Source organism: Streptomyces sp. NPDC001480 (assembly GCF_042894725.1).
Taxonomy (GTDB): Bacteria; Actinomycetota; Actinomycetes; order Streptomycetales; family Streptomycetaceae; genus Streptomyces.
On sequence record NZ_JBIAVX010000012.1, the window covers coordinates 87,652 to 111,292 of the forward strand.

Consider the following 23,641-nt stretch of genomic DNA (forward strand, 5'->3'; position numbering starts at 1 on the left):
GAGGATCGTGACCTGCCGACAGGCGACGGCTACCGCCGGTCGAGGGCCTCGTTCAGGGTGAGGGCCGAGTCGATGAGGGCGAGATGGGTGAACGCCTGGGGGAAGTTGCCGAGCTGACGGCCCGTCGGGTCGATCTCCTCGGAGTACAGGCCCAGATGGTTGGCGTACCCCATCATCTTCTCGAACACCAGCCGCGCCCGGTCGGTGCGTCCGGCGCGCGCCAGGGCGTCGACGTACATGAACGTGCACAGCGAGAAGGTGCCCTCCGAGCCGCGCAGGCCGTCGGGGGAGGCCTCGGGGTTGTAGCGGTAGACCAGGCTGTCGCTGACCAGTTCCTGTTCCATGGCGTCCAGGGTCGACGCCCACATCGGATCCCCGGGGGTGACGAACCCGACCGTCGCCATGCGCAGCAGCGAGGAGTCCAGTACCTCACTGCCGTAGTGCTGGACGAAGGCCTCACGTTTCTCGCTCCACCCCTTGGCCATGACCTGCTCGTAGGCGGTGTCCCGCTCGGCCTGCCAGCGAGCGGCCGCGGACGGCCAGCCGTTCGACTCGGCGAGGCGCACGGCGCGGTCGAAGGCCACCCACGACATCACCCGGCCGTAGGTGAAGTCCTGGCGGCCGCCGCGGGTCTCCCACAGCCCCTCCTCCGCCTGGTCCCAGTGGTCGGCCAGCCACTCCAGGTCCGTCAGCAGCGAGGTCCATCCCTTGCGCCCGACGTGGAAGCCGTGCTGCTGCGCGAAGTAGATGCTGTCCAGCGCCTCGCCGTAGATGTCCAGTTGGAGCTGGGTGGCGGCGCCGTTGCCGATCCGTACCGGCGCGGAACGCTCGTAGCCCTCCCAGTGGTCGAGGATCTGCTCGTCCAGGTCGGAGGAGCCGTCGACCTTGTACATGATGTTGAGCGGGCCGGTGCTCCCGTCACTGCCGGCCCGCTCCTGGACCCGGTCGCCCAGCCAGACGATGAAGGCTCTGGCCTCCTCGGTGAACCCCAGCCCCAGCAGGGCGTACACCGAGAAGGAGGCGTCACGGATCCAGGTGAAGCGGTAGTCCCAGTTGCGTTCGCCGCCCAGTTGCTCCGGCAGAGCGGCCGTCGGGGCGGCCACCACGGCGCCGCTGGGGGCGAAGGTCATGAGCTTCAGCGTGATCGCGGACCGCTCCACCACCTCCCGCCAGCGCCCGGTGTAACGGGACTGGCTCAGCCAGGAGCGCCAGAACCCGGCGGTCTCGTCGAAGAGCCGCTGGTGTTCGGCCTCGCGGACCTCGGCGGGCGGCCCTTCGGCGCCCATCTCCAGGATCATGCCGCGCTGCCGGCCCGCCTCCAGGGTCAGCGAGAGATGCAGGTCGGACTCCCGGGCCGTGAGCATGTCCGTCAGCCGGTCGTCCTCCGGTTCACGGATCGGGTGCACGGTGAGCTTCGTGCCGTCGTCCGCGGCGAACTCCGCTCCGTGCTCGGTTATGTGCAGGCGGTGGGCCGTGCGCCCGTAGTCGAACCGCGGGGCGATCTCCACGTGGAACGTCATGCTGCCGCGCACACAGCGGACCAGGCGGACCAGCCGGTGGCGGCCCGTGACCGTCGTGCCGGTCACGGGCATGAAGTCGATCACCTCTCCGGCGCCGGCCTCGGTCATGAAGCGGGTCACCAGGATCGCCGTGTCGGGAAGGTACAGCTGCTTGGTCGCGTGGGTCGGGTGCGCCGGCCGGATCGTGCAGTGCCCGCCCTTCTCCTTGTCCAGCAGTGCGCCGAACACACTCGGCGAGTCGAACCGGGGGGAGCAGAACCAGTCGATCATCCCGTCGGTGGTGACCAGCGCCGAGGTCTGCAGATCGCCCAGCAGACCGTGGTTCTCGATCAGTGGGTAGTCGTCCATCGGGGCGCCCCTTCCGGTGTGCGGTTCACCCGAACGCACCCCCCAGATCAGCGTAGGCCGGGGGTCCGCGTCGCGCGTTGCCAGAGGCGTCGCTGCACACGGAGGGTGAGGACCCCGACGACCACGAGGACGACCACGTTGAGCAGCAGCTGCACCAGCGAGCCCCATGCCTGGTGCCAGTCGGCGAAGGCGAGCGAGACGGCGACGTCGGAGGCGGCGGGAATCGACGTCACCGAGATGGACACGCCGAGCAGGGCGCTGCCGCGTGCCTCGGCGAGTGAGGAGAAGTCCGGCGTGTCGATGAGGTGGGAGACCGGCCGGAGCCCCAGTTCGAGGGCTTTCGACTGGAGGCCGGTGGCTCGCGCCAGCGCCGCGAAACCCAGCGTGACCACGATGGCCGGCAGGAAACCGGCCGTCAGGGCACGCGTCCCCTCCCGGACCCGGCGCCGGTTGTGCCGGTCGAGACCGAGGGCGATGCTGGTGATCGCGCTGTACTCGGGGCCGACCACCATGGCCGCCACGATGAGGATCTGAGAGTTGGTCAGGATGCCGACCGCGCCGATGAGTCCGGCGATCGCCAGGAACAGGTAGAAGGACGGCACATAGGTTCCCTCCGCCCGGATGCGGGCCTCGACCGCGGCCCACAGCGGAGCGCGGGCGAGCACGCGCGGCTGCTCGGCCTCGATCCGCTCCGCGCTCCGCGAGAACATCATGTCGACGCCGTCCACGGCGATCGACCCCGTCCGGTCGACGCCCAGCTCGCGCAGGTCCTCCAGCACGCCGTTCGCGGCGCCCCTCGGCACATCGCACTCGACCGCGTCGCCTCGCCGTGCGGGCGCCGGGTGATGAGGCCCTGGATGGCCGTGAGCCACTTTTCGACTCAGCGTGATGTCACCCGATGGAGGCGCAACGGGCGTACTCACCGGGCGCGCGCGCCGCACGCGACGGATAGTGGTGTGTGGGGACGACACAGCCAGCTCTCACCCCGGCACAGGAGGCCCGATGCCCGTTCCACGGTCGCTGGCCGCGCTCACCGGCATCGCACTGCTCGGCCTCGCGCTGACGGCCTGCGACGAGCAGGCGCTCGGCACGATCGACGCGCGCAGCGGGGTCAGGCCCGTCGAGAAGATCTCCAATCCTTCGGTCGACGGCTGTCACCGGTTCCGCGAGGGCGTGACCGCTGTCCACAACTACACGGAGAACGACATCGTCCTGTACGCGACGGCCGACTGCACCGAACCGCCGGGCGGGAGAAGCGTCTACCTGCCCACGCAGACCTCGGACCAAGTGGTCCACCCCACCGGGATGTGGCGCAGCTTCACCATCGTCCACTGACCGCCGGAAGACATGGCACCGCGATGACTGTTCACCATGACGGTCCCGAGGACGGCCCTGACGCGGACCACCGGCGGCCCGCGGACCTGTCCGACGAGACGGTGGAGGCACTGGGGTCGTTGTCGAAGGCGCTGGAGACGACCGAGCGGGCCCGCGGCCACCTGTACTCCTTCCACCAGCTCACCGGCAGCGCCGACTTCGAGCTGGACCGCGCGGTGGAACTGCTGCGCGCGGCCGGCCATGACGACTGGGCGGACCGCGTGCAGCGGGAGATCCTGGGCCGCAACGTCATCCCGGGGCACTGGACGTTCCAGATCGTCGAGGAGTACAACGCCACCTACTACCGGCCGTTCGCCGAACTGGAAGCCGGGGCGCGCCGGGAACTCGCCGACGGCAAGGACCACCTGTACGAGGCGGAGCTGAAGGAATGCCGCCGCACGACGGGGCACCCCGACCACACCGCGTGCCCCCGCCACTGACGGCGCTCACTGCTGCCGTACCACTGCGCCGCGCATGCGCCGGTCATGGGTGTGAGGCGGTCTCCGCCGACGCGGTGGACGGGCGCAGCACCGGATCGCGGTCGATGGCGCCGGTGGGCGGCAGCAGGGCGACGGCGAGAACGAGGGCGGGCAGCACCAGGGCCGCCGCCCGCACCGTCCAGTGCCCCATGGCGAACACTCCGGGCGGAGCCGTGGCGTCCGGTACGACGGCGGCCCCGGCCCGGCCGCGCCACAGGCGCAGCCACACCGCCGCCAGTTCCGGCCACACCAGGACCACACAGACGACGGCCGCCCACAAGGGCACCGTGAGCAGGTTCCGGTGGGCCAGTTCCAGGCTGCTCGCGACCGCCGCCGGCAGCGGGTCGCCCGCCAGGACGAGGGCCACGCCGCCCAGCAGGGTCACGACGGTGGCGTGCGCCAGCAACGCCAGGGGACCGGCGACGGTCAGCAGCACCGGCACCACGGGCCGGTCGGCCCGCTCGACACACCACCGGCGCAGCCTCATGGGCGGATGGGTCACGTTCCAGAACCCGTGCCGCCGCCCCGGCGGCCGCAGCTCGTGCAGCGCCTGCGCCACGGTGGCGGGCCCGCTCACCGCCACCGCGTACCGGTCGGCCGCCAGTTCGGCACACCACAGGGCCGCCACCGGCACCATCACGACCGTCGCCTTCGACAGCACGACGACGACCTGGGCCCACATCAGTGACGAGGTCGGTTCGTGCCGCGCCGCCAGCCAGACCAGCGGCGCGACCCCGGAAGCCAGGAACACCACGGGCCAGACCTGTACCGTGCGGGTGAACGGGCTGCCCAGGCCGGCGACGAGGTGTTCGCCGCAGTCGAGGTGGCCCACCTCGTGCACCAGCAACGCCCGGGCCCGGTCGGGGCTGCGCCGCCACAGGGCGACGAACTCCAGGGAGACGGCGATCCGTCGCTCGCGCCAGCCGGTCGCGTAGACCCGGGCGGGCGGGCTCTCGCCCCACATCGACACCGCCAGCGTGGTACCCGGCGCCCAGGTCCGCGCCGCCCGCCGCAGACCGGCGAGCCCCTCCTGCCCCGTGGCGTCGGCGGTGCCGTCGTCGAACGCGGTCACGTCGGTGAGGCGGTAGCGCCATCGCGTGTACCGGCCCCGGACGTGCGGGACCGCCACCGTGAACAGCCCGGCGACGAGCACCAGCGTGGGCATCAGCTGGCTCACCGTGGACACCCTCAGCGCGGCGAAGCCCGGGCTCGCGACGACCTCCGCGCTGTAGCCGCCCCGGTCGGTCCACAGGTCCCGGATCTGCGCGCGCCACCAGCCGACTCCCGACGGCAGCTGCCACAGGTAGGCGGCCATCAGCAGCCACAGCCACGGGGGCGGTGCCGACGGCGTCCCGCCGCCCCCGGCGCGCGGCCTCATCCGGACCGTCCCGCCCGTCGGTCCGCCCGGCGATCCGGCCGTCGGCGCGGCCTCGGCAATCCGGCGGCCAGTCGGCGCAGGCCGACCCGGACGCCGGACGCGGCAGCGGGGTCCTCCGTGTCCGGCACCCGTACGCCCGCCAGCAGGGCGAGGAAGGCGACGGCCCCCGCGTCGCGGCCGGCGTGCAGGGCCGCCACGGCCCGGGCGGCGGCCAGGTCGGCCGACGGGCGCCGCATACCCCGGTCCTGGAGACAGCGCGACACCTCCGCCACCGCACCCGCCAGCACAGCCAGCTCGGCCGCCTCGTCCGCGTCCGGCTCCGGGCCCTCTGGCCCGGGGCCGGGCTCTGATCCGGGCTGCGGTCCGGGCACGGCGTCCGGGGCCGGACTCCGGTCGCGGGGCTCACGCAGGGCGAGCAGCAGGGCGGACGCGGAGATGGCGTTCGCGAGGACGGACGATCCCAGAGCCGCCTTCAGCAGCGTGTACGAAGCCGCCAGCGCGTCCCACAGCATCGGCAGCACGGCTGCGGCGAGGGTGCCTCCGGTGCCCCCCGGGACCGAGGGGGCCGAGCGCAGCAGCACCCGGCGTCCTCGGCCGCCGCGCGTGTACACCCGGGCGGTGTGACCGGCGAAGTCGATCTCGTCCGGGGCGGCCGCCGACGCGATGCGCCCGGCCCAGTCGTCCAGGAGCGCCGTACCGCTAGGACCATTCGACACGGAAGCTCCTGGTGCCGTCGGCCGAGGTGCCGCTGAGGGTCAGGGAGGCGGAGGCGCCGGTGACGGTCCCCTCCAGGCTCGTACCCACCGCCATGCCGTAGGGGTAGTTCGTGTAACTGCCGCACTGGAACAGCGGCTTGGGCACGAAGACGAGGTTGAGCGCGGCGCCCTGGGCGGCGGCGGAGTCGGTGAGCCGGCCGGAGAGGTCCCCTCCGCCGTCGTCCGAAAGCGACCAGTACTCGATCTCCACACCGCGGCCGTCGGTGGTGTCGGTTCCGCTGAGCGCGGAGGTCACTCCGAAGGCCCCTTCCGCCGTCTGGCTGTCGCTGGCCCAGGAGAGGTGGAAGGAGTTGCTCTCGGATCCGACCGGATCGTCGATGATCAGCGTCGCGGGAAGGTCGTAGGACCGCGAGGCGGCGGCGCACCCCGGGTCGGCGAAGTCCACGCTGACGTGCGCGGTGCCGGTCCACGTGCCGCGCGGTACCCCCGACGACGTCTCCGTGTCCGCCGAGTCCGTCTCGGTCGCCGTGGAGTCGTCCGGGGTGGTCACCGGCTCCGGAGCCTCCGTCTCCTCCTCGGTCGGCGTCCCGGCCGGCGTCGCGGTCGCCGTCTCCGTGCCGGTCGTGCCCGTCGACACGGTCGTCCCCGGTGCGCCGGCGCCCGTCGACGCCCGCGACCCTGCGCCACCGTCACCGCCGCACGCGGTGAGGCCCGTGAGGCAGCCCAGCAGTACGCAAGCCAACACGGCGGCTCTTCGCCGCTCTTGACGAGCCATCATGTCTCCCCCTCCGGGTGCCCAGGCACCCGCCGACCGGACTATACGGAACAGGGAGGCCGCTACCGCCCTAAAGAGCGGAAAATCCCATGAATGACATCTTCGAAGCGAAGACAGATAAAAATCTCTCAGGCGCGGACACCGCCTGCCGGCCAGGGCCGCTCTCCGGCGGGCGAGGGCCGAAGGTCCCTTACCCGGTGCCCGCCGCGGACAGACGATGGAGCGATACCGCTGAACCAGGTGGAACAGGTGAGAGACGAGAGACGGACCGGCCATGTATGCCAATGACGGATTCCGCGAGCTCGACCGCCAGGAGTGCCTCCGTCTGCTGACGAACGTGCCGGTCGGCCGCATCGTGCACACGCGCCGCGCCCTGCCCGCGGTGCTGCCGGTCAACTTCTGCCTGGACGACGACGGCGCGGTGCTGCTGCGCACCTCGGCGGCCTCGGAGCTGGCCGACGCGGTCGACGGCACGGTGGTCGCCTTCGAGGCGGACGAGGTCGACGCGGCCAGGCGCGCGGGATGGAGTGTCGTCGTCACCGGCCGGGCCACGGTCGTGACCGACCCCGCCGAGCAGCGGCGGCTCACCCGGACCGGCCCGCGCTCCTGGGCACCGTCCCCCCGGGAGGTGTTCATACGCATCCACCCGGAGCTGGTCACCGGGCGCGAGCTCACCGGCGGGCGGACCCTGTACGGGGTGGACCTCGAGCCCTGAGCCGCGACCCGTACGGGCGGCTCGGCCCACGAACGTGGACCGAACGGCCCTGTCGGGTACCCGGAGGCCCACCGGAGGGTGGTGCTGTGCCCTTCCGGCACGCGTCACGCCCCCGATCGCCGCCCGACCCGGAAGGAACCCCCGATGTCCGTCGACACGCAGCAGGTGTCCCCCGGGCTCACGGACGAGGAGCTCGCCACCCTGGACGCCCACTGGCGCGCCGCGAACTACCTCTCCGTGGGCCAGATCTACCTCATGGCCAACCCCCTGCTGACCGAACCGCTGCGCCCCGAGCACGTCAAGCCGCGCCTGCTCGGCCACTGGGGCACCTCACCCGGCCTCAACCTGGTGCACACCCACCTCAACCGCGTCATCAAGGCGCGTGACCTCGACGCCCTGTGCATCTGGGGCCCCGGCCACGGCGGACCCGCCGTCCTGGCCAACTCCTGGCTGGAGGGGTCGTACACCGAGACCTACCCGGACGTCACCCGGGACGCGGCCGGCATGGCCCGCCTGTTCAAGCAGTTCTCCTTCCCCGGCGGAGTGCCCAGCCACGTGGCCCCGGAGACCCCGGGCTCGATCCACGAGGGCGGCGAGCTGGGCTACTCCCTCTCGCACGCCTACGGCGCCGCCCTCGACAATCCGGACCTGCTGGTCGCCTGTGTGATCGGCGACGGCGAGGCGGAGACCGGACCGCTGGCCGCCTCCTGGCATTCGAACAAGTTCCTGGACCCGGTGTGCGACGGGGCCGTCCTGCCCGTCCTCCACCTGAACGGCTACAAGATCGCCAACCCGACGGTGCTGTCCCGGCTGCCCGAGAGCGAACTCGACGACCTCCTCAGGGGCTACGGCCACGACCCGATCCACGTCACCGGCGACGACCCGGCGGCCGTGCACCGCGCGATGGCCGTCGCCCTGGACACCGCCGTCGACAAGATCACCGCTCTCCAGCGCGCCGCCCGCGAGGACGGGGCCACGGACCGGCCCCGCTGGCCGGTGATCGTGCTGCGCACCCCGAAGGGCTGGACCGGCCCGGCCGAGGTCGACGGACTGCCCGTGGAGGGCACCTGGCGCGCCCACCAGGTACCGCTGGCCGCCGTACGGGACAACCCGGAGCACCTGCGGCAACTGGAGCGGTGGCTGCGCTCGTACCGCCCCGAGGAACTGTTCGACGAGCACGGCGCCCCGCGCCCCGACGTCCTGGCCTGCGTCCCGGCGGGCACCCGCCGGCTCGGCGCCACCCCGCACACCAACGGCGGGCTGCTGCTGCGCGAACTGCCCCTGCCGCCGTTGGAGCGTTACGCCGTCGCGGTCGACAAGCACGGCGCGACCCTGCACGAACCGACCCGCGTCCTCGGCGACATGCTCCAGGACGTCATGGCCGCCACCGCCGACCGCCGCGACTTCCGCCTCGTCGGCCCCGACGAGACCGCCTCCAACCGCCTCCAGGCCGTCTACGCGGCCAGCGGCAAGGCCTGGCAGGCCGGCACCCTGCCGGTGGACGAACACCTCGACCGGCACGGCCGCGTGATGGAGATCCTCTCCGAACACACCTGCCAGGGCTGGCTGGAGGGCTACCTCCTCACCGGCCGGCACGGGCTGTTCTCCTGCTACGAGGCCTTCGTGCACATCGTCGACTCCATGGTCAACCAGCACATCAAGTGGCTGCGCACCACCCGCCGCCTGCCCTGGCGCGCCCCCATCGCCTCGCTCAACTACCTGCTCACGTCGCACGTGTGGCGCCAGGACCACAACGGTTTCTCCCACCAGGACCCGGGCTTCGTCGACCACATCCTGAACAAGAGCCCGGAAGCGGTGCGGGTCTACCTGCCGCCGGACGCCAACACCCTGCTGTCGGTGGCCGACCACGTGCTGCGCAGCCGCGACTACGTCAACGTCGTCGTGGCGGGCAAGCAGCCCTGCTTCGACTGGCTGTCGATGGAGGAGGCCAAGGTCCACTGCGCACGCGGCGCCGGCATCTGGGAGTGGGCCGGCACCGAGGACGGCACCCGGGAACCGGACGTGGTGCTGGCCTGCGCGGGTGACGTCCCGACCCAGGAGGTGCTGGCCGCCGCCCAGTTGCTGCGCCGGCACCTGCCCGGGCTGGCCGTGCGGGTGGTGAACGTCGTCGACATCGCCCGGCTGCTGCCCGGCGAGGAACACCCGCACGGGATGAGCGACTTCGAGTACGACGGGCTGTTCACCGCCGACAAGCCGGTGATCTTCGCGTACCACGGCTACCCGTGGCTGATCCACCGCCTGACCTACCGGCGCGAGGGCCATCACCACCTGCACGTGCGCGGCTACAAGGAGATCGGCACCACGACCACGCCGTTCGACATGGTGGTCCGCAACGACCTGGACCGCTACCGCCTCGTGATGGACGTCATCGACCGCGTCCCCGGCCTGGCGGTGCGGGCCGCGCCCGTGCGCCAGCGCATGGAGGACGCCCGGCAGCGCCATCACCTGTGGATCCGGGAGCACGGCACGGACCTGCCCGAGGTGGCCGACTGGGTGTGGAGCGGCTGAACGGCGGCAACGGGAACCAGGGCCGGCCGGCCCTGGTCCCCGGTACCGGCGACGGGCAAGGATGCGGGTGAAGGCCGAACACCTACGCCGAACACTCATGCGAAACCTCCATGCCGGACACTTCCCAAGGAGCGACCGATGGCGGACCGCGACCAGGCCGGCCCGGGCACCCCGATCCGCGTCTTCCTCCTCGACGACCACGAGGTGGTACGGCGCGGGGTGCACGACCTGCTGAACGACGAACCGGACATCACGGTGGTCGGTGAGGCCGCCACCGCCGAGCAGGCCCTGGTGCGCGTCCCCGCCCTGCGCCCGGACGTGGCGGTCCTCGACGTCCGCCTGCCGGACGGCGACGGCGTGACCGTGTGCCGGGAACTGCGCTCGCGGCTGCCGGAGCTGGCCTGCCTGATGCTGACCTCGTTCGACGACGAGGAGGCACTGCTCGACTCGATCATGGCGGGCGCGTCCGGGTACGTCCTGAAGCAGATCCGGGGCTCGGACCTGGTCTCGGCGGTGCGCACGGTGGCCGGCGGCCAGTCGCTGCTGGACCCGAGCGCCACCACCAGGCTCATGGCCAGGCTGCGGGGCGGACCGCGGCAGGAGGAGAAGCCGGACGCCCTGCCCGGACTGACCGAGCGGGAGCGGGAGATCCTGGCGCTGATCGGTGAGGGCCTCACCAACCGCCAGATCGGCGAGCGGCTGTACCTCGCCGAGAAGACGGTGAAGAACCACATCTCCCGCCTGCTCGCCAAGCTCGGCGTCGAGCGCCGCGTCCAGGCCGCCGTCATCGCCACCCAGGCCCAGGACCGACAGCGCGCCGAGGGGGACTGAGACGGGGTGGCCGCGGCGCGCGGCCACGGCGCCGGGCTACCCCTGCGTCCGCCCGTGCCGTCCCCTCACCGGGCCCGCTAGTGTGGCAGTTGAGCGGGCGGCTGTTGGTTTGCGACGCGGGCTGGGAGGCCGGTGTGGGGAGCGGCGAGGAACCTCGCGAGGCGCGTGTGCGGCTTCCGCAGCTGCGGCTGGACGAACTGCTGGAGGAGTTGCAGGCCCGGCTGGACGCGGCCCGCGGCACCCGGGACCGGGTGCACAGCCTGCTGGCGGCGGTGCTCTCCGTCGGCCGCGAGCTGGAGCTGGAGCAGGCGCTGCGCGCCATCGTGGAGGCCGCCGCGGCCCTGGTCGACGCCGAGTACGCGGCACTCGGCGTGATCGGCTCGGACGGCAAGCGGCTGTCGGCGTTCATCACGGTCGGGGTGAGCGACGAGGAGGTCGCCCGGATCGGCCCCTTCCCGGAGGGCCACGGCATCCTCGGGGAGCTGATCCGCCACCCCGAGCCGCTGCGGCTGCCGAAGCTCTCCGAGCACGCCTCGTCGTACGGCTTCCCGCCTCACCACCCGCCCATGAACACCTTCCTCGGCGTTCCCATCCGGGTGCACGACCAGGTCTTCGGCAACCTGTACCTGACGGAGAAGCGCGGCGGCCTGAAGTTCGACGAGGACGACGAGTCGGTGCTGTCGACGCTGGCCGTGGCGGCGGGTGTGGCGATCGACAACGCCCGCCTGTACGAGGAGTCCCGGCTCCGCGAGCGCTGGCTGGAGGCCAACGCGGAGATCACCAGCAGTCTGATGTCCGGCACCGGACAACACGAGGTCCTGGGGCTGATCGCCGAGCGGGCACGGGAGATCACCGGAGCGGCCCTCGCCGCGGTGGCGATTCCCATGAAGGACACCGACACCCTCGCGGTGGAACTGGCCATCGGACGGGAGGCCGAGGCGCACCAGGGGCTGGTGCTGCCCCTGGAGGGCACCCTCACCGGGCAGGCCTTCGCTCTCGGCGCTCCGGTGAGCAGCCCGGACGTCGCGCACGACGCGCGGGTCTCGGCGGGGCCGCCCCGGTTCGCCGGTCTGGGCCCGGCGGTGGCCGTCCCCATCGGTCTGGGGGACCGGGTCCGGGGCGTGGTCCTGCTGGCCCGGCAGACGGACGCGAGCGACTTCTCCGATCAGGAGACGGAGCAGTTGCAGGTCTTCGCCGCACAGGCCGCCGTCGCCATGGAGCTCGCGGAGCGCCGCCGGGACGCCGAGCAGATAGCGCTGCTGGAGGACCGCGACCGGATCGCCCGGGACCTGCACGACCTGGCCATCCAACGGCTGTTCGCCACCGGCATGACCTTGCAGAGCGCGGGCCGGTTCATCCAGCACACGGAGGCCTCCGAGCGGGTGCTGCGGGCCGTGGACGACCTGGACGAGACCATCAAGATCATCAGGTCGACGATCTTCGGCCTGCGCACCCGCGAGGACGACGAGGCACCCGGGCTGCGGGCCCGCGCGGTGCGGGTGGCCGGCGGCGCCGCGCCGGTGCTGGGCTTCGCGCCCAGCGTCCGGATGGAGGGCCTGCTCGACACCCATGTGCCGCAGGGGACCGCCGACCACATCGTGGCCGTGCTCTCCGAGGCCCTCACCAACATCGCCCGGCACGCCCGCGCCGACCGGGCCGAGGTGGTGCTGGAGACCGACGGCACCGAGGTCCGGCTCACGGTCACCGACAACGGCGTCGGCATACCGCCCGGTGGCCGCCGCAGCGGCCTCGCCAACATGACGGAACGGGCCCGGAAGCTGGGCGGCGACATGGAGATCACCACCCCGGAGGGCGGCGGGGCCAGGCTGGTGTGGCACGCGCCTCTGCGCTAGGGCGGGGCACGGTTCTCCCCGCTCACAGCCTCAGGGTGAACCAGGTCGTCTTGCCCTCGTCCGTCGGCCGCACCCCCCAGCTGTCGGCGAGGGTGCGGACCAGGAACAGGCCCCGGCCGGACTCCTCGTCCTCGGACGCGAGGCGGGGCTGGGGAAGGTGCGGGCTGCGGTCGCTGACCTCGACGGTGAGATCGGTGGCGGTGCGGCACAGGCGCAGCCCCAGAGGCCCTTCGGCGTGCTGCACCGCGTTGGTCAGGGTCTCGGACAGCAGCAGGAGGGCGTCGTCGGCCGCCGCGGCGCACTCCCACGAGGTCAGGGTCCGGTTGAGGAACGCCCGCCCCTCGGGAACGGAGGCCGGGGTCGCGGCCAGGTCGGTGGTGACGGCGGCCAGGGGCGCCGCCGGGAGCTGGGCCAGCAGGAGCGTCACGTCGTCGTTGTGACCGTCGGCGTCGGGGAGCAGTTCGGCGAGCACCCGGTCGGCGGCCGCCTCCAGCCCGGAGGCCTGCGGGAAGAAGGTGTCGAGGACGGTGGTGAGTTCACCGATCCGCGCCTCGATGTCGCTGCCGGGCGTCTCGATCAGACCGTCGGTGTACAGCACGAGCGTGGCGCCGGGCGCCATGGCCGTGCAGGACTGTTCGTAGAGGACGCCGCCGACGCCGAGCGGGGCGTTGACCGGTGTGGAAAGGGCGCGGACGCCCTCCCAGGGGCCGACGACGAGGGTCGGCAGATGCCCGGCCGAACAGACCGTCACGGTGCCCGCGTCCGGCGCGATGATCAGGTAGCAGCAGGTGACCAGCTGGTCGGGGACGTCCAGATCGGTGACGACGGTGTCGAGGGCCTGCATCAGCTGGCGCGGCTGCATTCCCGTCTTGGCGAGTGCGTGCGCGGCCGAGCGCAGCTGGCCCATCACGGCGGCCGCCTCCAGCCCGCGGCCCATCACATCGCCGATGAGGACCCCGACCCGTCCGGCGCCCAGCGGTATCAGGTCGAACCAGTCACCGCCGACACCGGCGCCCTGGGTGGCGGGCCGGTAGCGGCTGGCGGTGTCCAGACCGGGCAGGGCGGGAGGCGTTCCCATGAGGCTGCGCTGAAGGGTGAGGGCGATGTGCCGCTGCTGCTCCAGCAGGACGGTGAGCTCGGCCTCCGCGCGCTTGCGGTCACTGATGTCGCGGACGATCGCGCACGCGCCGACGACCTTGCCCCCGGTGTCCCGGGTCGGCCACAGCGTGACGTCGACGTCCAGCAGGGCGCCGTTCTTGGTGACCCGCAGGGTCTCGAAGTGCTCGACCTTCTCCCCGTGCCGCAGCCGCTTCAGCAGCGCGCGGATGTCGTCCTGGCGTTCGGCCGGGGCGAGCAGGGACACGTGCTGGCCGATGGCCTCCTCGGCCGTGTAGCCGTACAGCCGTCCGGCCGCGGCGTTCCAGTAGGTGATGTACCCGTCGAGGGTCTTGGCGAGGATGGCGTCCTGGGAGGACTCCACGAGCGCGGCGAGTTCGTTGATCCGCGCCTCGGCCGCCTTGCGGTCGCTGACGTCGCGCACGGCCGCCGACACCAGCAGCCCGTCCGCCGTCTCCATGGGGCTCAGGCTGATCTCCACGGGGAACTCGCTGCCGTTCTTGCGCAGCCCGTGCAGTTCAAGACCCGCTCCCATCGGACGCACCTGCCGGTTGGCGGCGTACCCGTCGCGGTGCCGGGTGTGGTGAGCCCGGAAGCGGTGCGGTACCAGCAACTCGACCGGACGGCCGAGGAGTTCCTCGCGCCGGTAGCCGAACAGGGCCTCCGTCTGGGCGTTGACCAGCCGGATGATGCCGGTGTCGTCGACGATGACCATGGCGTCCGGCGCCGCCTCCAGCAGCCCCCGGAACCGGTCCTCGGCCGCGGACGGCCCGCCCTGGGGCAACCGGGCACCGCACCGGCACTGCTCCAGCACCGCCGGGTCGGCCGTCCGGGCCGGCCCCTCCACGAATGCGTTCATACCCACACCGCCAGGTCGCTCGTGTTGCTGGCGCCATCCCAACGCATCCGGGAACCCGCCGCCCCGACTTGTCGCGTCATGTCAGGGCAGTGGCCGGAAAGCGTCGGGCCGGTGACCGAACCGTTCCCCTGTGCGTCCCCGGCTGTTCAGATCGGGTCGCCTTTGTCCCCTCGGCCCGATTCCGTGGCCCACTGCCGGTAGGCGGCCACCGCGGTCGGCAGGGTCGGGAAGACACGGTCCGCCCCGACCGACTCCGTCAGCCCGTACGCGTCGAGGTCCTCGCGCAGGTCCTGCTTGACCCGGGCCAGGGCGAAGACCACGCCGCGCCGGACCAGCTCGCGGCGGAGCTCGTCCACGGCGTCCAGGGCGGTGATGTCGACGTCGACATTGGCCTCGGTGTTGAGCACGAACCAGTGCACCGGGCCGTCCTGGGCGTCCACCGCGGCCAGCGCCCGGTGCCGGAAGTCCTCGGCGTTGGCGAAGAACAGGGGCGAGTCGTAGCGGTAGACCACGAGCCCGGGAACCGTGCGCGCCTGCGGATAGTCACGGACGTCGTGCATGCCCGCCAGGCCGGGCACCAGGCCCTCCACCGCGTCGTGCGGCCGGGCCACCCGCACCAGCAGCACCGCCACCGACAGGCCGACGGCGACCAGCACACCGTAGAGGATGCCCAGCACGAGGACCCCGGCCAGGCAGCCGAGCGCCAGCAGCAGTTCGCGGCGGTGGAACGCGGCCAGGCGGCGGAACCCGGCGAGGTCGGTCATCCGTACGGCGGCGTAGACGACGAGCGCGCCGAGCACCGCCGACGGGGTACGGGACAGCAGCGGGCCGAGGAAGAGCAGCACGGCGAGCACGACCGCACCGGCCACCAGGGAGTACAGCTGGCTGCGGGCCGCGGCCGAGGAGGCGAGCGCGGTGCGGCTGGCGCTGCTGCTCACCGGGAAGCCGTGCAGGACGCCCGCGCCGAGGTTGGCGGCGCCCAGCGCCAGGAACTCCTGGTCGGGGTCGTGCTCGGGGTCGTCGGGGGCGCGGAAGGCCCGCGCCGTGAGCACGAAGTCCGTGTAGGCGACCAGCAGCACGCCGAGCGCCGGCAGCGCCAGCCGCGGCAGCGCGGCCAGGTGCGGCCAGGCGACCTGGGGCAGGCCCGAGGGGATGGCGCCGATCACCGCGATACCGAACCGCTCGTCCAGGTCGAACGCGGCCACGACCGCCGTGCCGAGCACCAGCACGGCCAGTGGCGGCGGCACGCCCGGGACCACGCGCGGCAGGGTGAACAGCAGGACCAGTGCCGCGGCGGAGAACAGGAGTGTCGCCGGGTGGACGTCCGGCAGCCCGCGGAGGAAGGACCACAGCTGCGGGAAGAACTCCGTTCCCGTCGTCGGCACCCCGGTCAGCTTGGGCAGCTGGTCCACGCTCATGATGAGCGCCACACCGGCCAGATAGCCCGTCAGGACCGGCCGGGACAGCAGATCCGCGAGGAAGCCGAGCCGCGTCGCCCAGGCCACCAGGCACAGCAGCCCGACGGTCACCGCGAGCGCGGCCGCCAGCGTGGCGTACCGGCCCGCGTTCCCGGCCGCGAGCGGGCCCACGACGGTCGCCGTCATCAGCGCGGTCGTCGACTCGGGGCCCACGGACAGCAGCCGGGACGAACCCAGCGGCGCGTACAGGGCGAGCGCGGGCAGGATCGCCCACAGGCCGGTCACCGGCGGCAGTCCGGCCACGGACGCGTACGCCATCACCTGCGGCACCAGGTACGCGGCCACCGTCACACCGGCCAGCAGGTCACCGTGCAGCCAGGCGCGGCGGTAGTGGACCAGGATCGCGACCCCCGGCGCCAGGCCGCGCAGCCGGGCCGCGCGCCCGCCCGTGCTCGTGGCCATGGGCCTCCTCCCGACGTGTCCGCTTCAGCGTCCGCCCGCGGCTGCGCCCCCGGGACGGGCCGACCGGCTCACAGGCCGGCCGAGTGGTCGGGTACATAGGTCTGGAGATCGCGCGGCGGACGCTGGTAGCCGGTGGACGCCGGCCGCTCGGGCAGTTCGAGCACCGGCGGCGGCACCTCGTGGTAGGGGACCGACGCCAGCAGGTGGGCCATCATGTTCAGCCGCGCCCGGCGCTTGTCGTCGCTCTCGACCACGTACCAGGGCGCTTCGGCGATGTCGGTGTGCACCATCATCTCGTCCTTGGCCCGCGAGTACGCCTCCCAGTGGGTGATCGACTCCAGGTCCATCGGCGACAGCTTCCAGCGCCGCAGCGGATCCTCCAGGCGGCGCCGGAAGCGCTCCTGCTGCACCGCGTCGCTCACCGAGAACCAGTACTTGCGCAGCAGGATCCCGTCCTCCACCAGCATCCGCTCGAAGATCGGGCACTGGCGCAGGAAGAGCTGGTGCTCCTCCTTGGTGCAGAAGCCCATGACGTGTTCGACACCGGCGCGGTTGTACCAGGACCGGTCGAACAGCACGATCTCACCGGCGGCCGGCAGATGCTCGACGTACCGCTGGAAGTACCACTGGGTACGCTGCCGCTCGGTCGGCGTGGGCAGCGCCGCGATCCGGGCGACACGCGGGTTGAGGTGCTCGGTGACCCGCTTGATCGTGCCGCCCTTGCCGGCCGCGTCCCGTCCCTCGAAGACGACGACCAGCCGGGCGCCCTGCGCCCGCACCCACTCCTGGAGCCGGACCAGTTCCGTCTGGAGACGCAGCAGTTCACTCTCGTACGTCTTGCGGGGCAGCGCCGCCGCGTTCTTCTCGGCCATGCGGCCCATTCTCTCCTCGGCGCCGCGTCCCGGCAGGTCACCGCCGATCGCTCCACACCGATCCGGTGCTCAGGTCGCACTCGACGTCGACCACGCCCTCGACGGCGCGCACCATGCGGGCGGCGACGGGCACCAGCGAGCTGTCACGGATCCGGCCGGTGAGGGTGACGACACCGTCGTGGACCCGCACCTGGATCGGTTCGAGGGGGGCCGGGAAGAGAAGGCCGACCACCTCGCTGCGCACCTCGTCGGCGATGTCCTCCTCGCCGCGCAGGAAGACCTTCAGCAGATCGGCACGGCTGACGACACCTTCGAGGAGACCCTCGTCGTTGACGACGGGCAGCCGCTTGACCCTGCGCTGCGCCATGATGCGCGCGGCCTCGGCGAGCGGGGCGCGCGCGTGCACGGTGACGGCGGGCGCGGACATCAGCTCGCCCGCGCTGAGCGCTCCGGCCTTGGCGAGGTCGTCGAGGCGCCGGCGCTGGGTGAACCGGTCGGGGTCGCTGTCGCGGAACTCCTCCTTGGGCAGCAGGTCTGCCTCGGAGACGACGCCGACCACGCGGCCCTCGCCCTCCAGCACGGGCAGGGCGCTGACCTTCCACTCGTCCATGAGCTGGACGATGTCCTTGAACGGGGCGTCGCGGCCCACCGCCACGACGGTGTGCGTCATCACGTCGCTGACGGTGTACGGGCTGCTGGGCATGGTCTCCTCCCGAGGATGAGAAGGGGCACGGCGCAGACCGGTCAGAACCGGCTGCCGCTGCCGTAGGGGGCGTAGAGGTCGAGGAGCCGCATGCGGGTGGAGTGGAGGCGGTGGGCGGTGACCTGGCCGATCCAGACGGCGATGGCGCGCCCGAACTCGGGGTCGTCGGCGCACATCGCGCGTACGGCTTCGGCATCGAACTCCCAGGCGCGCACGGGGCTGGTGGCCTCGGCGCCCAGCTGCCAGACGTGCGGCGGGAAGTGCCAGGACCAGCCGACGAGTTCGCCGTGGCCGAGGGTCTCGATGACGGCGGGGCGGCGGCCGGGGACGTGCAGGTCGAGGGCGACGGAACCGGTGCGGATGATCCAGAACCGGTCGGCGCGCCGGCCTTCTTCGAACAGCCGGGTGCCGACGGGGAAGGAGACTTCGCGGGCGACGTGCATCAGGCGTTCCCGGTGGCCGGCCGGGAGAGCCGCGGTCACAGTGGTGGTGGAGGTCATCGTTCCGGCTCCTTTCGTTCCCGCCGCGACGGCCTGGCGGCGGAGCGTCGTGGGGCTGCTGACTCCAGCCTCCGCCGCGGCGACGCCGGGCACCACGGGCCGCCCGGTCCTGTCGCGGGGCCGATCGGCCCAGGCCGCGGCCGCCGACCGCGGCGCGTACGGGCCGGCCGGTGGCCTGCCGGGCGGAAGCGGACCCGTGCAGGGGGACCGCGCGGGCTCCGGCGGGGCCGAACGGCCCTCACCACCGCGCGCCGTCGCGTGCGACGGTGGCAGTGGAGTCCTCTGCTGCACGCGGTGGCAGCCCGGCGAAAGGCGGTGAGCCCGATGACGGAACTGCCCGTGGTCGTGGGTGTGGACGGATCGGAGTCCAGCCTGACGGCGGTCGACTGGGCGGTGGACGCGGCCGCCCGCCGCGGGCTCCAGCTGCGGCTGGTGTACGCCTCCCTCTGGGAGCGCTACGAGGGCACCGTGCAGGCGGGCAGCCCGGAGCGCCCCTCCGAGCAGATGATGGCCGAGGACATCGTCGCCTCGGCGGCGGAGCGGGCCCGGGCGCGCAACCCGGACGTGAAGACGACCACCGACATCCTTCCCCAGGAGGCGGTGGACGCCCTGCTGCGCGAAGGCGACAACGCCTTCGCCCTGGTCACGGGAACACGTGGCCGGGGCGGGATCAAGGGGCTGCTGCTCGGCTCGGTCGGTCTGACCGTGGCCGCCCGCGCCCACTGCCCGGTGATCGTCGTCCGCGGGGACCGGGCCGGCCTGGCGGCCACCCATGAGCGCGTCCTGCTCGGCGTGGGCGACCCGGCGACCGGCGGCGACGCCGTGCGCTTCGCCGTCCAGGAGGCCGAGGCACGCGGCTGTGTCCTCGACGCCGTACGCGTCTGGCGCCGCCCCGCACACCGCAGCGCCGACCACCTCCTGCTCGCCGGGGAGTCCACGCACCGGCACGAGCAGCAGGCCTCCGACCTGCTCGACACACTGCTCGACGACGCGACCGCCGGCCATCGGGACCTCCGGGTGCGCCGCACCACGGTGGAGGGCCCGGCCCGGAAGGTGCTCGTGGACCGCTCGGCCGCCGCCGACCTCGTCGTCATCGGCGCCCGCCGTCGGCACCACTACTTCGGGCTCCAGCTCGGCCGGGTCGCGCACACACTGCTGCACCACGCCCACTGCCCGGTGGCGGTCGTACCGTCGCGGCCGTCCACCACGGACGGCACGGACGGCACGGACGGCGCAGACGTCACGGACGGCACGTACGGCATATCGGAATGAAACCGGCGACGAAGGTGCGGATACTCGGAAGACGGATCCGCAGCACGGCCCCGAGGAGTGAGTGACCATGGCCGAACGGCAGGGCGACCTCGGACGCCGCATCGAACAGCGGCGCACGGAACTGGGGCTCACCCGGGAGGAGGTGGCCTTCCGGGCCGGCATGGCCCCCGGGTACCTCGCGCACCTGGAGGAGCACAGCACCGCGGCACCGGATTCAGGCACCCTGCTCAGGCTGGCCGGGGCGCTGCGCACCAGCCTCACGGAGCTCGGCGGCGGCCTCGTCGACCTGCCGCCCGGCATCGGGCACGCCGCCCGCGCCCCGCGCCTGAGCGAACTGGCCGAGCAGGAGTGCCGCAGGCTGCTGTCGACGCACGGTGTGGGCAGGCTCGCGGTGTCCACCGAACAGGCGCCCGTCGTCGTCCCCGTCAACTACAGCGTCGTCGACGACGCCATCGTCTTCCGGACCCAGCCGGGTTCCGTACCCGCCGAGGGGATCGGCCACGAGGTGGCCTTCGAGGTCGACCGCGTGGACGACGCGCTGAGCCAGGGCTGGAGCGTCCTGGTGCGCGGCCCCGCCGACACGGTGACCGACCCCGACGACGTACGCCGCCTCGCCGAAGGCGCCTACAGCACGCCGTGGGCCGGAGGCGAGCGCGACGTCTGGGTGCGCATCGAGATCGCCACCCTCACGGGCCGCCGCATCGACGTCTGGTGACCGTGCCGGACGGGCGGACCCCCCGGGAGGCCCACTCGGCCCTCGTGCCGACGGCCGCGCGGTGGTTCCATGGGAAGGGCGGAAAGGGCCTCCTCCAGACGCGGGGAAGCGGCCACGGGCCGCGCACCGCGCAATCCGGATCCGCGAGAAGCGGATGTGGTCCTTTCCGCCTCGTCCGTCTCCCCGGCCGGGGCCGTCGACGGCACCGGCGTACGGATCACCGCGGGGCGTCCCGGCCCTGGGGGACCACGATGACCGGGCAGGCCGCGTGCTGGGCACAGCGATGGGTGACCGAGCCCAGCATCGTCCGGGCGAAACCGCCCCGCCCACGGCGGCCCACGACGAGGACCGCCGCATCCTCCGAGGCCCGGATCAGCACCTCGGCGGGGTTGCCCTCCACCAGGTGTTCCTCCAGGCCGGCGGGGCGCCCGTCCGGGAAGACGGTGCGCAGCTCGTGCGCGAACCGCTCCCGGGCCTGTTGCAGGTCGAAGTCGGGATCGATCGCGGGCCCGCTCCAGCCGACGTCCGACGGCGTGTCCCAGGCGAGGACCGCCTCCACGACGCCGCCGACGGTCTGCGCGTACCGCACCGCCCAGCGCAGCGCCGCGTACGACGACGGGGAACCGTCCACGCCCACCACCACCCGTGGTACCGCCTCAGGGCGTTCCATGGCCACCTCGCTCAGCAGTCGTTGTCACTACGTCCACGCTGCCCGGCCCCGCGTGACCTCGCCAGCCGGAGGGAGACCGCCGCCATGACGGAACGGGTGTGGGAGTACGTCGGTTACGACCCCGCCGACGAGCCGCTCAGGGAGTCGCTGTGCACCCTGGGCAACGGGTACTTCGCCACCCGCGGGGCGCTCCCGGAATCCACGGCCGACGGCGTGCACTACCCGGGCACCTACGCGGCGGGGTGCTACAACCGGCTCACCTCCCTGGTCGCGGGCCGCCGGGTCGAGAACGAGGACATCGTCAACCTCCCCAACTGGCTTCCCCTCCGCTTCCGGCGAGCCGGCGGGCCATGGCTCACACCCGACACGGCGCCCGTGCCGGAGCACCGCCTCGTGCTGCACCCGGTGTCCGGGATCCTGGAGCGGCGGACCAGGTACGCCCTGGGCGAGGGACGCGTGCTCGCGGTGCGGCAGCAGCGGCTCGTGCACATGGCGGATCCCCACCTGGCCGCCCTGCGCACCGAGTTCGCCGTCGAGGGCCACCCGGTCGACCTGGACGTGGAGGCGGCCCTGGACGGCGCCGTCACGAACGCCGGTGTGCCGCGCTACCGGGACCTGGACGGCCGCCACCTCACCCACGTGCACACCGGCGACGCCGGGCCCGGCACCGTGTGGCTGCGCTGCCGCACCCGTACCTCGGACATCCGGATCGGCATGGCGGCCCGGCTGACCGCCGACGCGCCGGCCACCCCGGAGCACGAGCCCCGGCGGGCCGTCCAGCGCATGCGCCTGGCCCTGGCCCCCGGCCGGACCGTCACCGTCGACAAGACCGTCGCCCTGCACACCTCCCGCGACCCCGCCATCAGCGACCCGCTGTGGGCCGCGACCGACCGGGTACGGCGCGCACCCGGCTTCGACGAGCTGCTCCAGACGCACCGCACGGCTTGGGACCAGCTGTGGCGCCGGGCGGACATCGACGTCCCGGGGGAGCCGTGCGGCATTCTCCGGCTGCACCTGTTCCACGTGCTCCAGACCCTCTCCCCGCACACCGCCGACCTGGACGTGGGAGTACCGGCGCGGGGCCTGCACGGGGAGGCCTACCGCGGCCATGTCTTCTGGGACGAGCTGTTCGTCCTGCCGTATCTGAACCTGCACTTCCCGGAGGTCTCCCGCGCCCTGCTCCGCTACCGCCACCGCCGCCTGGAGCAGGCCTGCTCGGCCGCGCGGTCGATCGGCCGGCGCGGGGCGTCGTACCCGTGGCAGAGCGGCAGCGACGGACGTGAGGAGACCCAGCGGCTGCACCTCAACCCGCGCTCGGGACGCTGGCTGCCCGACCACTCCTGGCTCCAGCACCATGTGGGCTCGGCGATCGCGTACAACGTGTGGCAGTACTGCGAGGCGAGCGGTGACGCGGAGTTCCTGCACACCAAGGGCGCCGAGATGCTGCTTCAGATCGCCCGGTTCTGGGCCGACTCGGCCGTCTACGACGAATGCCTGCGGCGGCACCGCATCCGGGGCGTGATGGGCCCCGACGAATACCACGACGCCTACCCGGGAGCGCCGCGGGCCGGCCTCGACGACAACGCCTACACCAATGTCACGGCCGCCTGGGTGCTGGCCCGCACGCTGGAGGTGCTGGACGGCCTGCCCGAACCACGCCGGCGTGAACTGGCCGAGCGCACCGGTCTGGACGACGCCGAGCTCCAGCGGTGGCAGGACGTCTCCCGCACGCTGTACGTGCCCTTCCACGACGGCGTCATCAGCCAGTTCGAGGGCTACCGCGACCTCGCCGAACTCGACTGGGAGGACTACCGGAAGCGCTACGGCGACATCCGCCGCCTGGACCGGATCCTGGAGGCGGAGGGCGACACCGTCAACCGCTACAAGGCCTCCAAGCAGGCCGACGCGCTGATGCTCGGCTACCTCTTCTCGCCCGCCGAACTCCAGGCCGTCTTCCGCCGCCTGGGTTACCGCCTGGGGGAGGACACCTGGGCGCGCACGGTGGACTACTACCTGGCCCGCACCAGCCACGGCTCCACCCTCAGCGGCCTGGTCCATGGCTGGGTCCTCGCCCGGGCCCGGCGCGCCGACGCGTGGACGTACTGCCAGGAGGCCCTCCGCGGGGACATCGCGGACCTCCAGGGCGGCACCACCGGCGAGGGGGTGCACCTGGGCGCCATGGCCGGCACCCTCGACCTGGTGCAGCGCGGGCTGACCGGACTGGAGACCCGTGAGGGCACGCTCCGGCTCGACCCGGTGCCGCTGCCGGAGCTCTCCTCGTACGGCTTCGTCATCCGCTACCGGGGGCACTGGGGCGTACGGCTGCGGCTGGGGCACGGCCTGCTGGAGATCACCGTTCCGCCGTCGGACCGTTCCCCGATCGACGTCCGGCAGGGCGGCCGGGCCGTCCGGGTCCGGCCGGGCGAGACATGCCGCCTGGTCACGCCCGTGTGCACCTGACGTCCACCACCCGAGGGCGTGCACCGGCGCGGCGGGGCCCGACCCTCGGTGCGACAATGGGCACGTGGGGGCCCGG

At 72.9% G+C, this 23,641-nt stretch carries 20 protein-coding genes; 9 read left to right on the forward strand and 11 right to left on the reverse strand.

Annotation, left to right across the window (positions count from 1 at the left end; translation table 11 throughout):
• Positions 1–29 precede the first annotated feature (29 nt).
• Together ACFY01_RS28795 and ACFY01_RS28800 are read right to left on the reverse strand one after the other, a co-directional pair.
• A complete protein-coding gene (locus tag ACFY01_RS28795) occupies positions 30–1,868 on the reverse strand; it encodes a glycoside hydrolase family 15 protein (protein ID WP_390738655.1) in 1,839 nt (612 codons plus the stop codon).
• 47 nt (positions 1,869–1,915) lie between these two features.
• Positions 1,916–2,671, reverse strand: coding sequence for a DUF389 domain-containing protein (locus ACFY01_RS28800; protein WP_390738656.1), 756 nt, complete (start codon positions 2,669–2,671; stop codon positions 1,916–1,918).
• A gap of 199 nt (positions 2,672–2,870) precedes the next feature.
• Between ACFY01_RS28800 and ACFY01_RS28805 the strand changes: the two genes are divergently transcribed.
• Positions 2,871–3,203 carry a hypothetical protein gene (locus tag ACFY01_RS28805; RefSeq protein WP_390738657.1) on the forward strand — a complete coding sequence of 111 codons (333 nt, stop codon included), beginning with the start codon at positions 2,871–2,873 and terminating at the stop codon, positions 3,201–3,203.
• Between the two features lie 23 nt (positions 3,204–3,226).
• Entirely contained in the window at positions 3,227–3,682 is a 456-nt protein-coding gene (locus ACFY01_RS28810) for a hypothetical protein (RefSeq protein WP_390738658.1), read from the forward strand.
• Positions 3,683–3,725: 43 nt separating this feature from the next.
• Here the strand turns inward: ACFY01_RS28810 and ACFY01_RS28815 are convergent, their stop codons facing one another.
• From ACFY01_RS28815 to ACFY01_RS28825, 3 genes are read right to left on the reverse strand one after another with little or no spacing between them, the layout of a single operon-like run.
• The gene (locus ACFY01_RS28815; RefSeq protein WP_390738659.1) at positions 3,726–5,099 is read right to left on the reverse strand and encodes a M48 family metalloprotease; all 1,374 of its coding nucleotides are present in this window, start codon (positions 5,097–5,099) and stop codon (positions 3,726–3,728) included.
• Positions 5,096–5,815: a hypothetical protein gene (locus tag ACFY01_RS28820; RefSeq protein WP_390738660.1), complete on the reverse strand. Its 720-nt coding sequence runs from the start codon at positions 5,813–5,815 to the stop codon at positions 5,096–5,098. The genes ACFY01_RS28815 and ACFY01_RS28820 overlap by 4 nt, the downstream gene beginning before the upstream one ends.
• Positions 5,799–6,452 (reverse strand): hypothetical protein, encoded by a 654-nt coding sequence (locus tag ACFY01_RS28825; protein WP_390738661.1) that lies wholly within the window; start codon positions 6,450–6,452, stop codon positions 5,799–5,801. Before ACFY01_RS28825 ends, ACFY01_RS28820 begins: the two co-directional genes overlap by 17 nt.
• Before the next feature lie 412 nt (positions 6,453–6,864).
• Between ACFY01_RS28825 and ACFY01_RS28830 the strand changes: the two genes are divergently transcribed.
• The 4 genes from ACFY01_RS28830 to ACFY01_RS28845 all read left to right on the forward strand — a co-directional run bounded on the left by ACFY01_RS28830 (position 6,865) and on the right by ACFY01_RS28845 (position 12,518).
• The gene (locus ACFY01_RS28830) at positions 6,865–7,305 is read left to right on the forward strand and encodes a pyridoxamine 5'-phosphate oxidase family protein (RefSeq protein ID WP_390738662.1); all 441 of its coding nucleotides are present in this window, start codon (positions 6,865–6,867) and stop codon (positions 7,303–7,305) included.
• Between the two features lie 144 nt (positions 7,306–7,449).
• Positions 7,450–9,834, forward strand: a complete 2,385-nt coding sequence (locus ACFY01_RS28835) for a phosphoketolase (RefSeq protein WP_390738663.1) — start codon at positions 7,450–7,452, stop codon at positions 9,832–9,834.
• Positions 9,835–9,972: 138 nt separating this feature from the next.
• Positions 9,973–10,665: a response regulator gene (locus tag ACFY01_RS28840; protein WP_390738664.1), complete on the forward strand. Its 693-nt coding sequence runs from the start codon at positions 9,973–9,975 to the stop codon at positions 10,663–10,665.
• A gap of 134 nt (positions 10,666–10,799) precedes the next feature.
• Positions 10,800–12,518, forward strand: coding sequence for a GAF domain-containing protein (locus ACFY01_RS28845; RefSeq protein WP_390738665.1), 1,719 nt, complete (start codon positions 10,800–10,802; stop codon positions 12,516–12,518).
• Between the two features lie 22 nt (positions 12,519–12,540).
• Here ACFY01_RS28845 and ACFY01_RS28850 read toward each other — a convergent pair whose 3' ends face one another.
• The 5 genes from ACFY01_RS28850 to ACFY01_RS28870 form a co-directional block, all read right to left on the reverse strand.
• Positions 12,541–14,493: a PAS domain S-box protein gene (locus tag ACFY01_RS28850; RefSeq protein ID WP_390738666.1), complete on the reverse strand. Its 1,953-nt coding sequence runs from the start codon at positions 14,491–14,493 to the stop codon at positions 12,541–12,543.
• Positions 14,494–14,639: 146 nt separating this feature from the next.
• Positions 14,640–16,373: a SulP family inorganic anion transporter gene (locus tag ACFY01_RS28855; RefSeq protein WP_390738667.1), complete on the reverse strand. Its 1,734-nt coding sequence runs from the start codon at positions 16,371–16,373 to the stop codon at positions 14,640–14,642.
• Between the two features lie 68 nt (positions 16,374–16,441).
• A complete protein-coding gene (ppk2, locus tag ACFY01_RS28860; protein ID WP_390738668.1) occupies positions 16,442–17,245 on the reverse strand; it encodes a polyphosphate kinase 2 in 804 nt (267 codons plus the stop codon).
• Positions 17,246–17,282: 37 nt separating this feature from the next.
• On the reverse strand, positions 17,283–17,948 hold the full coding sequence (locus tag ACFY01_RS28865; protein ID WP_390738669.1) for a CBS domain-containing protein: 666 nt from the start codon (positions 17,946–17,948) through the stop codon (positions 17,283–17,285).
• Positions 17,949–17,989: 41 nt separating this feature from the next.
• Positions 17,990–18,448 carry a Crp/Fnr family transcriptional regulator gene (locus tag ACFY01_RS28870; protein ID WP_390738670.1) on the reverse strand — a complete coding sequence of 153 codons (459 nt, stop codon included), beginning with the start codon at positions 18,446–18,448 and terminating at the stop codon, positions 17,990–17,992.
• 324 nt (positions 18,449–18,772) lie between these two features.
• Between ACFY01_RS28870 and ACFY01_RS28875 the strand changes: the two genes are divergently transcribed.
• Positions 18,773–19,720, forward strand: a complete 948-nt coding sequence (locus ACFY01_RS28875; protein ID WP_390738671.1) for a universal stress protein — start codon at positions 18,773–18,775, stop codon at positions 19,718–19,720.
• A gap of 67 nt (positions 19,721–19,787) precedes the next feature.
• Positions 19,788–20,435, forward strand: a complete 648-nt coding sequence (locus ACFY01_RS28880; protein ID WP_390738672.1) for a helix-turn-helix domain-containing protein — start codon at positions 19,788–19,790, stop codon at positions 20,433–20,435.
• Between the two features lie 217 nt (positions 20,436–20,652).
• On the opposite strand, the gene ACFY01_RS28885 is transcribed toward ACFY01_RS28880, so the two are convergent.
• Positions 20,653–21,105: a universal stress protein gene (locus ACFY01_RS28885; RefSeq protein ID WP_390738673.1), complete on the reverse strand. Its 453-nt coding sequence runs from the start codon at positions 21,103–21,105 to the stop codon at positions 20,653–20,655.
• An 84-nt stretch (positions 21,106–21,189) separates the two neighbouring features.
• Here ACFY01_RS28885 and ACFY01_RS28890 point away from each other — a divergent pair, with 84 nt between their 5' ends.
• A complete protein-coding gene (locus ACFY01_RS28890; RefSeq protein ID WP_390738674.1) occupies positions 21,190–23,565 on the forward strand; it encodes a glycoside hydrolase family 65 protein in 2,376 nt (791 codons plus the stop codon).
• The last annotated feature ends 76 nt before the right edge of the window (positions 23,566–23,641 follow it).

Coding starts and splice junctions, on each gene's coding strand:
- ACFY01_RS28795 (WP_390738655.1), bottom strand. CDS start 1,868: ATGGACGACTACCCACTGATCGAGAACCACGGTCTGCTGGGCGATCTG.
- ACFY01_RS28805 (WP_390738657.1), top strand. CDS start 2,871: ATGCCCGTTCCACGGTCGCTGGCCGCGCTCACCGGCATCGCACTGCTC.
- ACFY01_RS28810 (WP_390738658.1), top strand. CDS start 3,227: ATGACTGTTCACCATGACGGTCCCGAGGACGGCCCTGACGCGGACCAC.
- ACFY01_RS28815 (WP_390738659.1), bottom strand. CDS start 5,099: ATGAGGCCGCGCGCCGGGGGCGGCGGGACGCCGTCGGCACCGCCCCCG.
- ACFY01_RS28830 (WP_390738662.1), top strand. CDS start 6,865: ATGTATGCCAATGACGGATTCCGCGAGCTCGACCGCCAGGAGTGCCTC.
- ACFY01_RS28835 (WP_390738663.1), top strand. CDS start 7,450: ATGTCCGTCGACACGCAGCAGGTGTCCCCCGGGCTCACGGACGAGGAG.
- ACFY01_RS28840 (WP_390738664.1), top strand. CDS start 9,973: ATGGCGGACCGCGACCAGGCCGGCCCGGGCACCCCGATCCGCGTCTTC.
- ACFY01_RS28850 (WP_390738666.1), bottom strand. CDS start 14,493: ATGAACGCATTCGTGGAGGGGCCGGCCCGGACGGCCGACCCGGCGGTG.
- ACFY01_RS28855 (WP_390738667.1), bottom strand. CDS start 16,373: ATGGCCACGAGCACGGGCGGGCGCGCGGCCCGGCTGCGCGGCCTGGCG.
- ppk2 (WP_390738668.1), bottom strand. CDS start 17,245: ATGGCCGAGAAGAACGCGGCGGCGCTGCCCCGCAAGACGTACGAGAGT.
- ACFY01_RS28865 (WP_390738669.1), bottom strand. CDS start 17,948: ATGCCCAGCAGCCCGTACACCGTCAGCGACGTGATGACGCACACCGTC.
- ACFY01_RS28870 (WP_390738670.1), bottom strand. CDS start 18,448: ATGACCTCCACCACCACTGTGACCGCGGCTCTCCCGGCCGGCCACCGG.
- ACFY01_RS28875 (WP_390738671.1), top strand. CDS start 18,773: ATGACGGAACTGCCCGTGGTCGTGGGTGTGGACGGATCGGAGTCCAGC.
- ACFY01_RS28880 (WP_390738672.1), top strand. CDS start 19,788: ATGGCCGAACGGCAGGGCGACCTCGGACGCCGCATCGAACAGCGGCGC.
- ACFY01_RS28885 (WP_390738673.1), bottom strand. CDS start 21,105: ATGGAACGCCCTGAGGCGGTACCACGGGTGGTGGTGGGCGTGGACGGT.
- ACFY01_RS28890 (WP_390738674.1), top strand. CDS start 21,190: ATGACGGAACGGGTGTGGGAGTACGTCGGTTACGACCCCGCCGACGAG.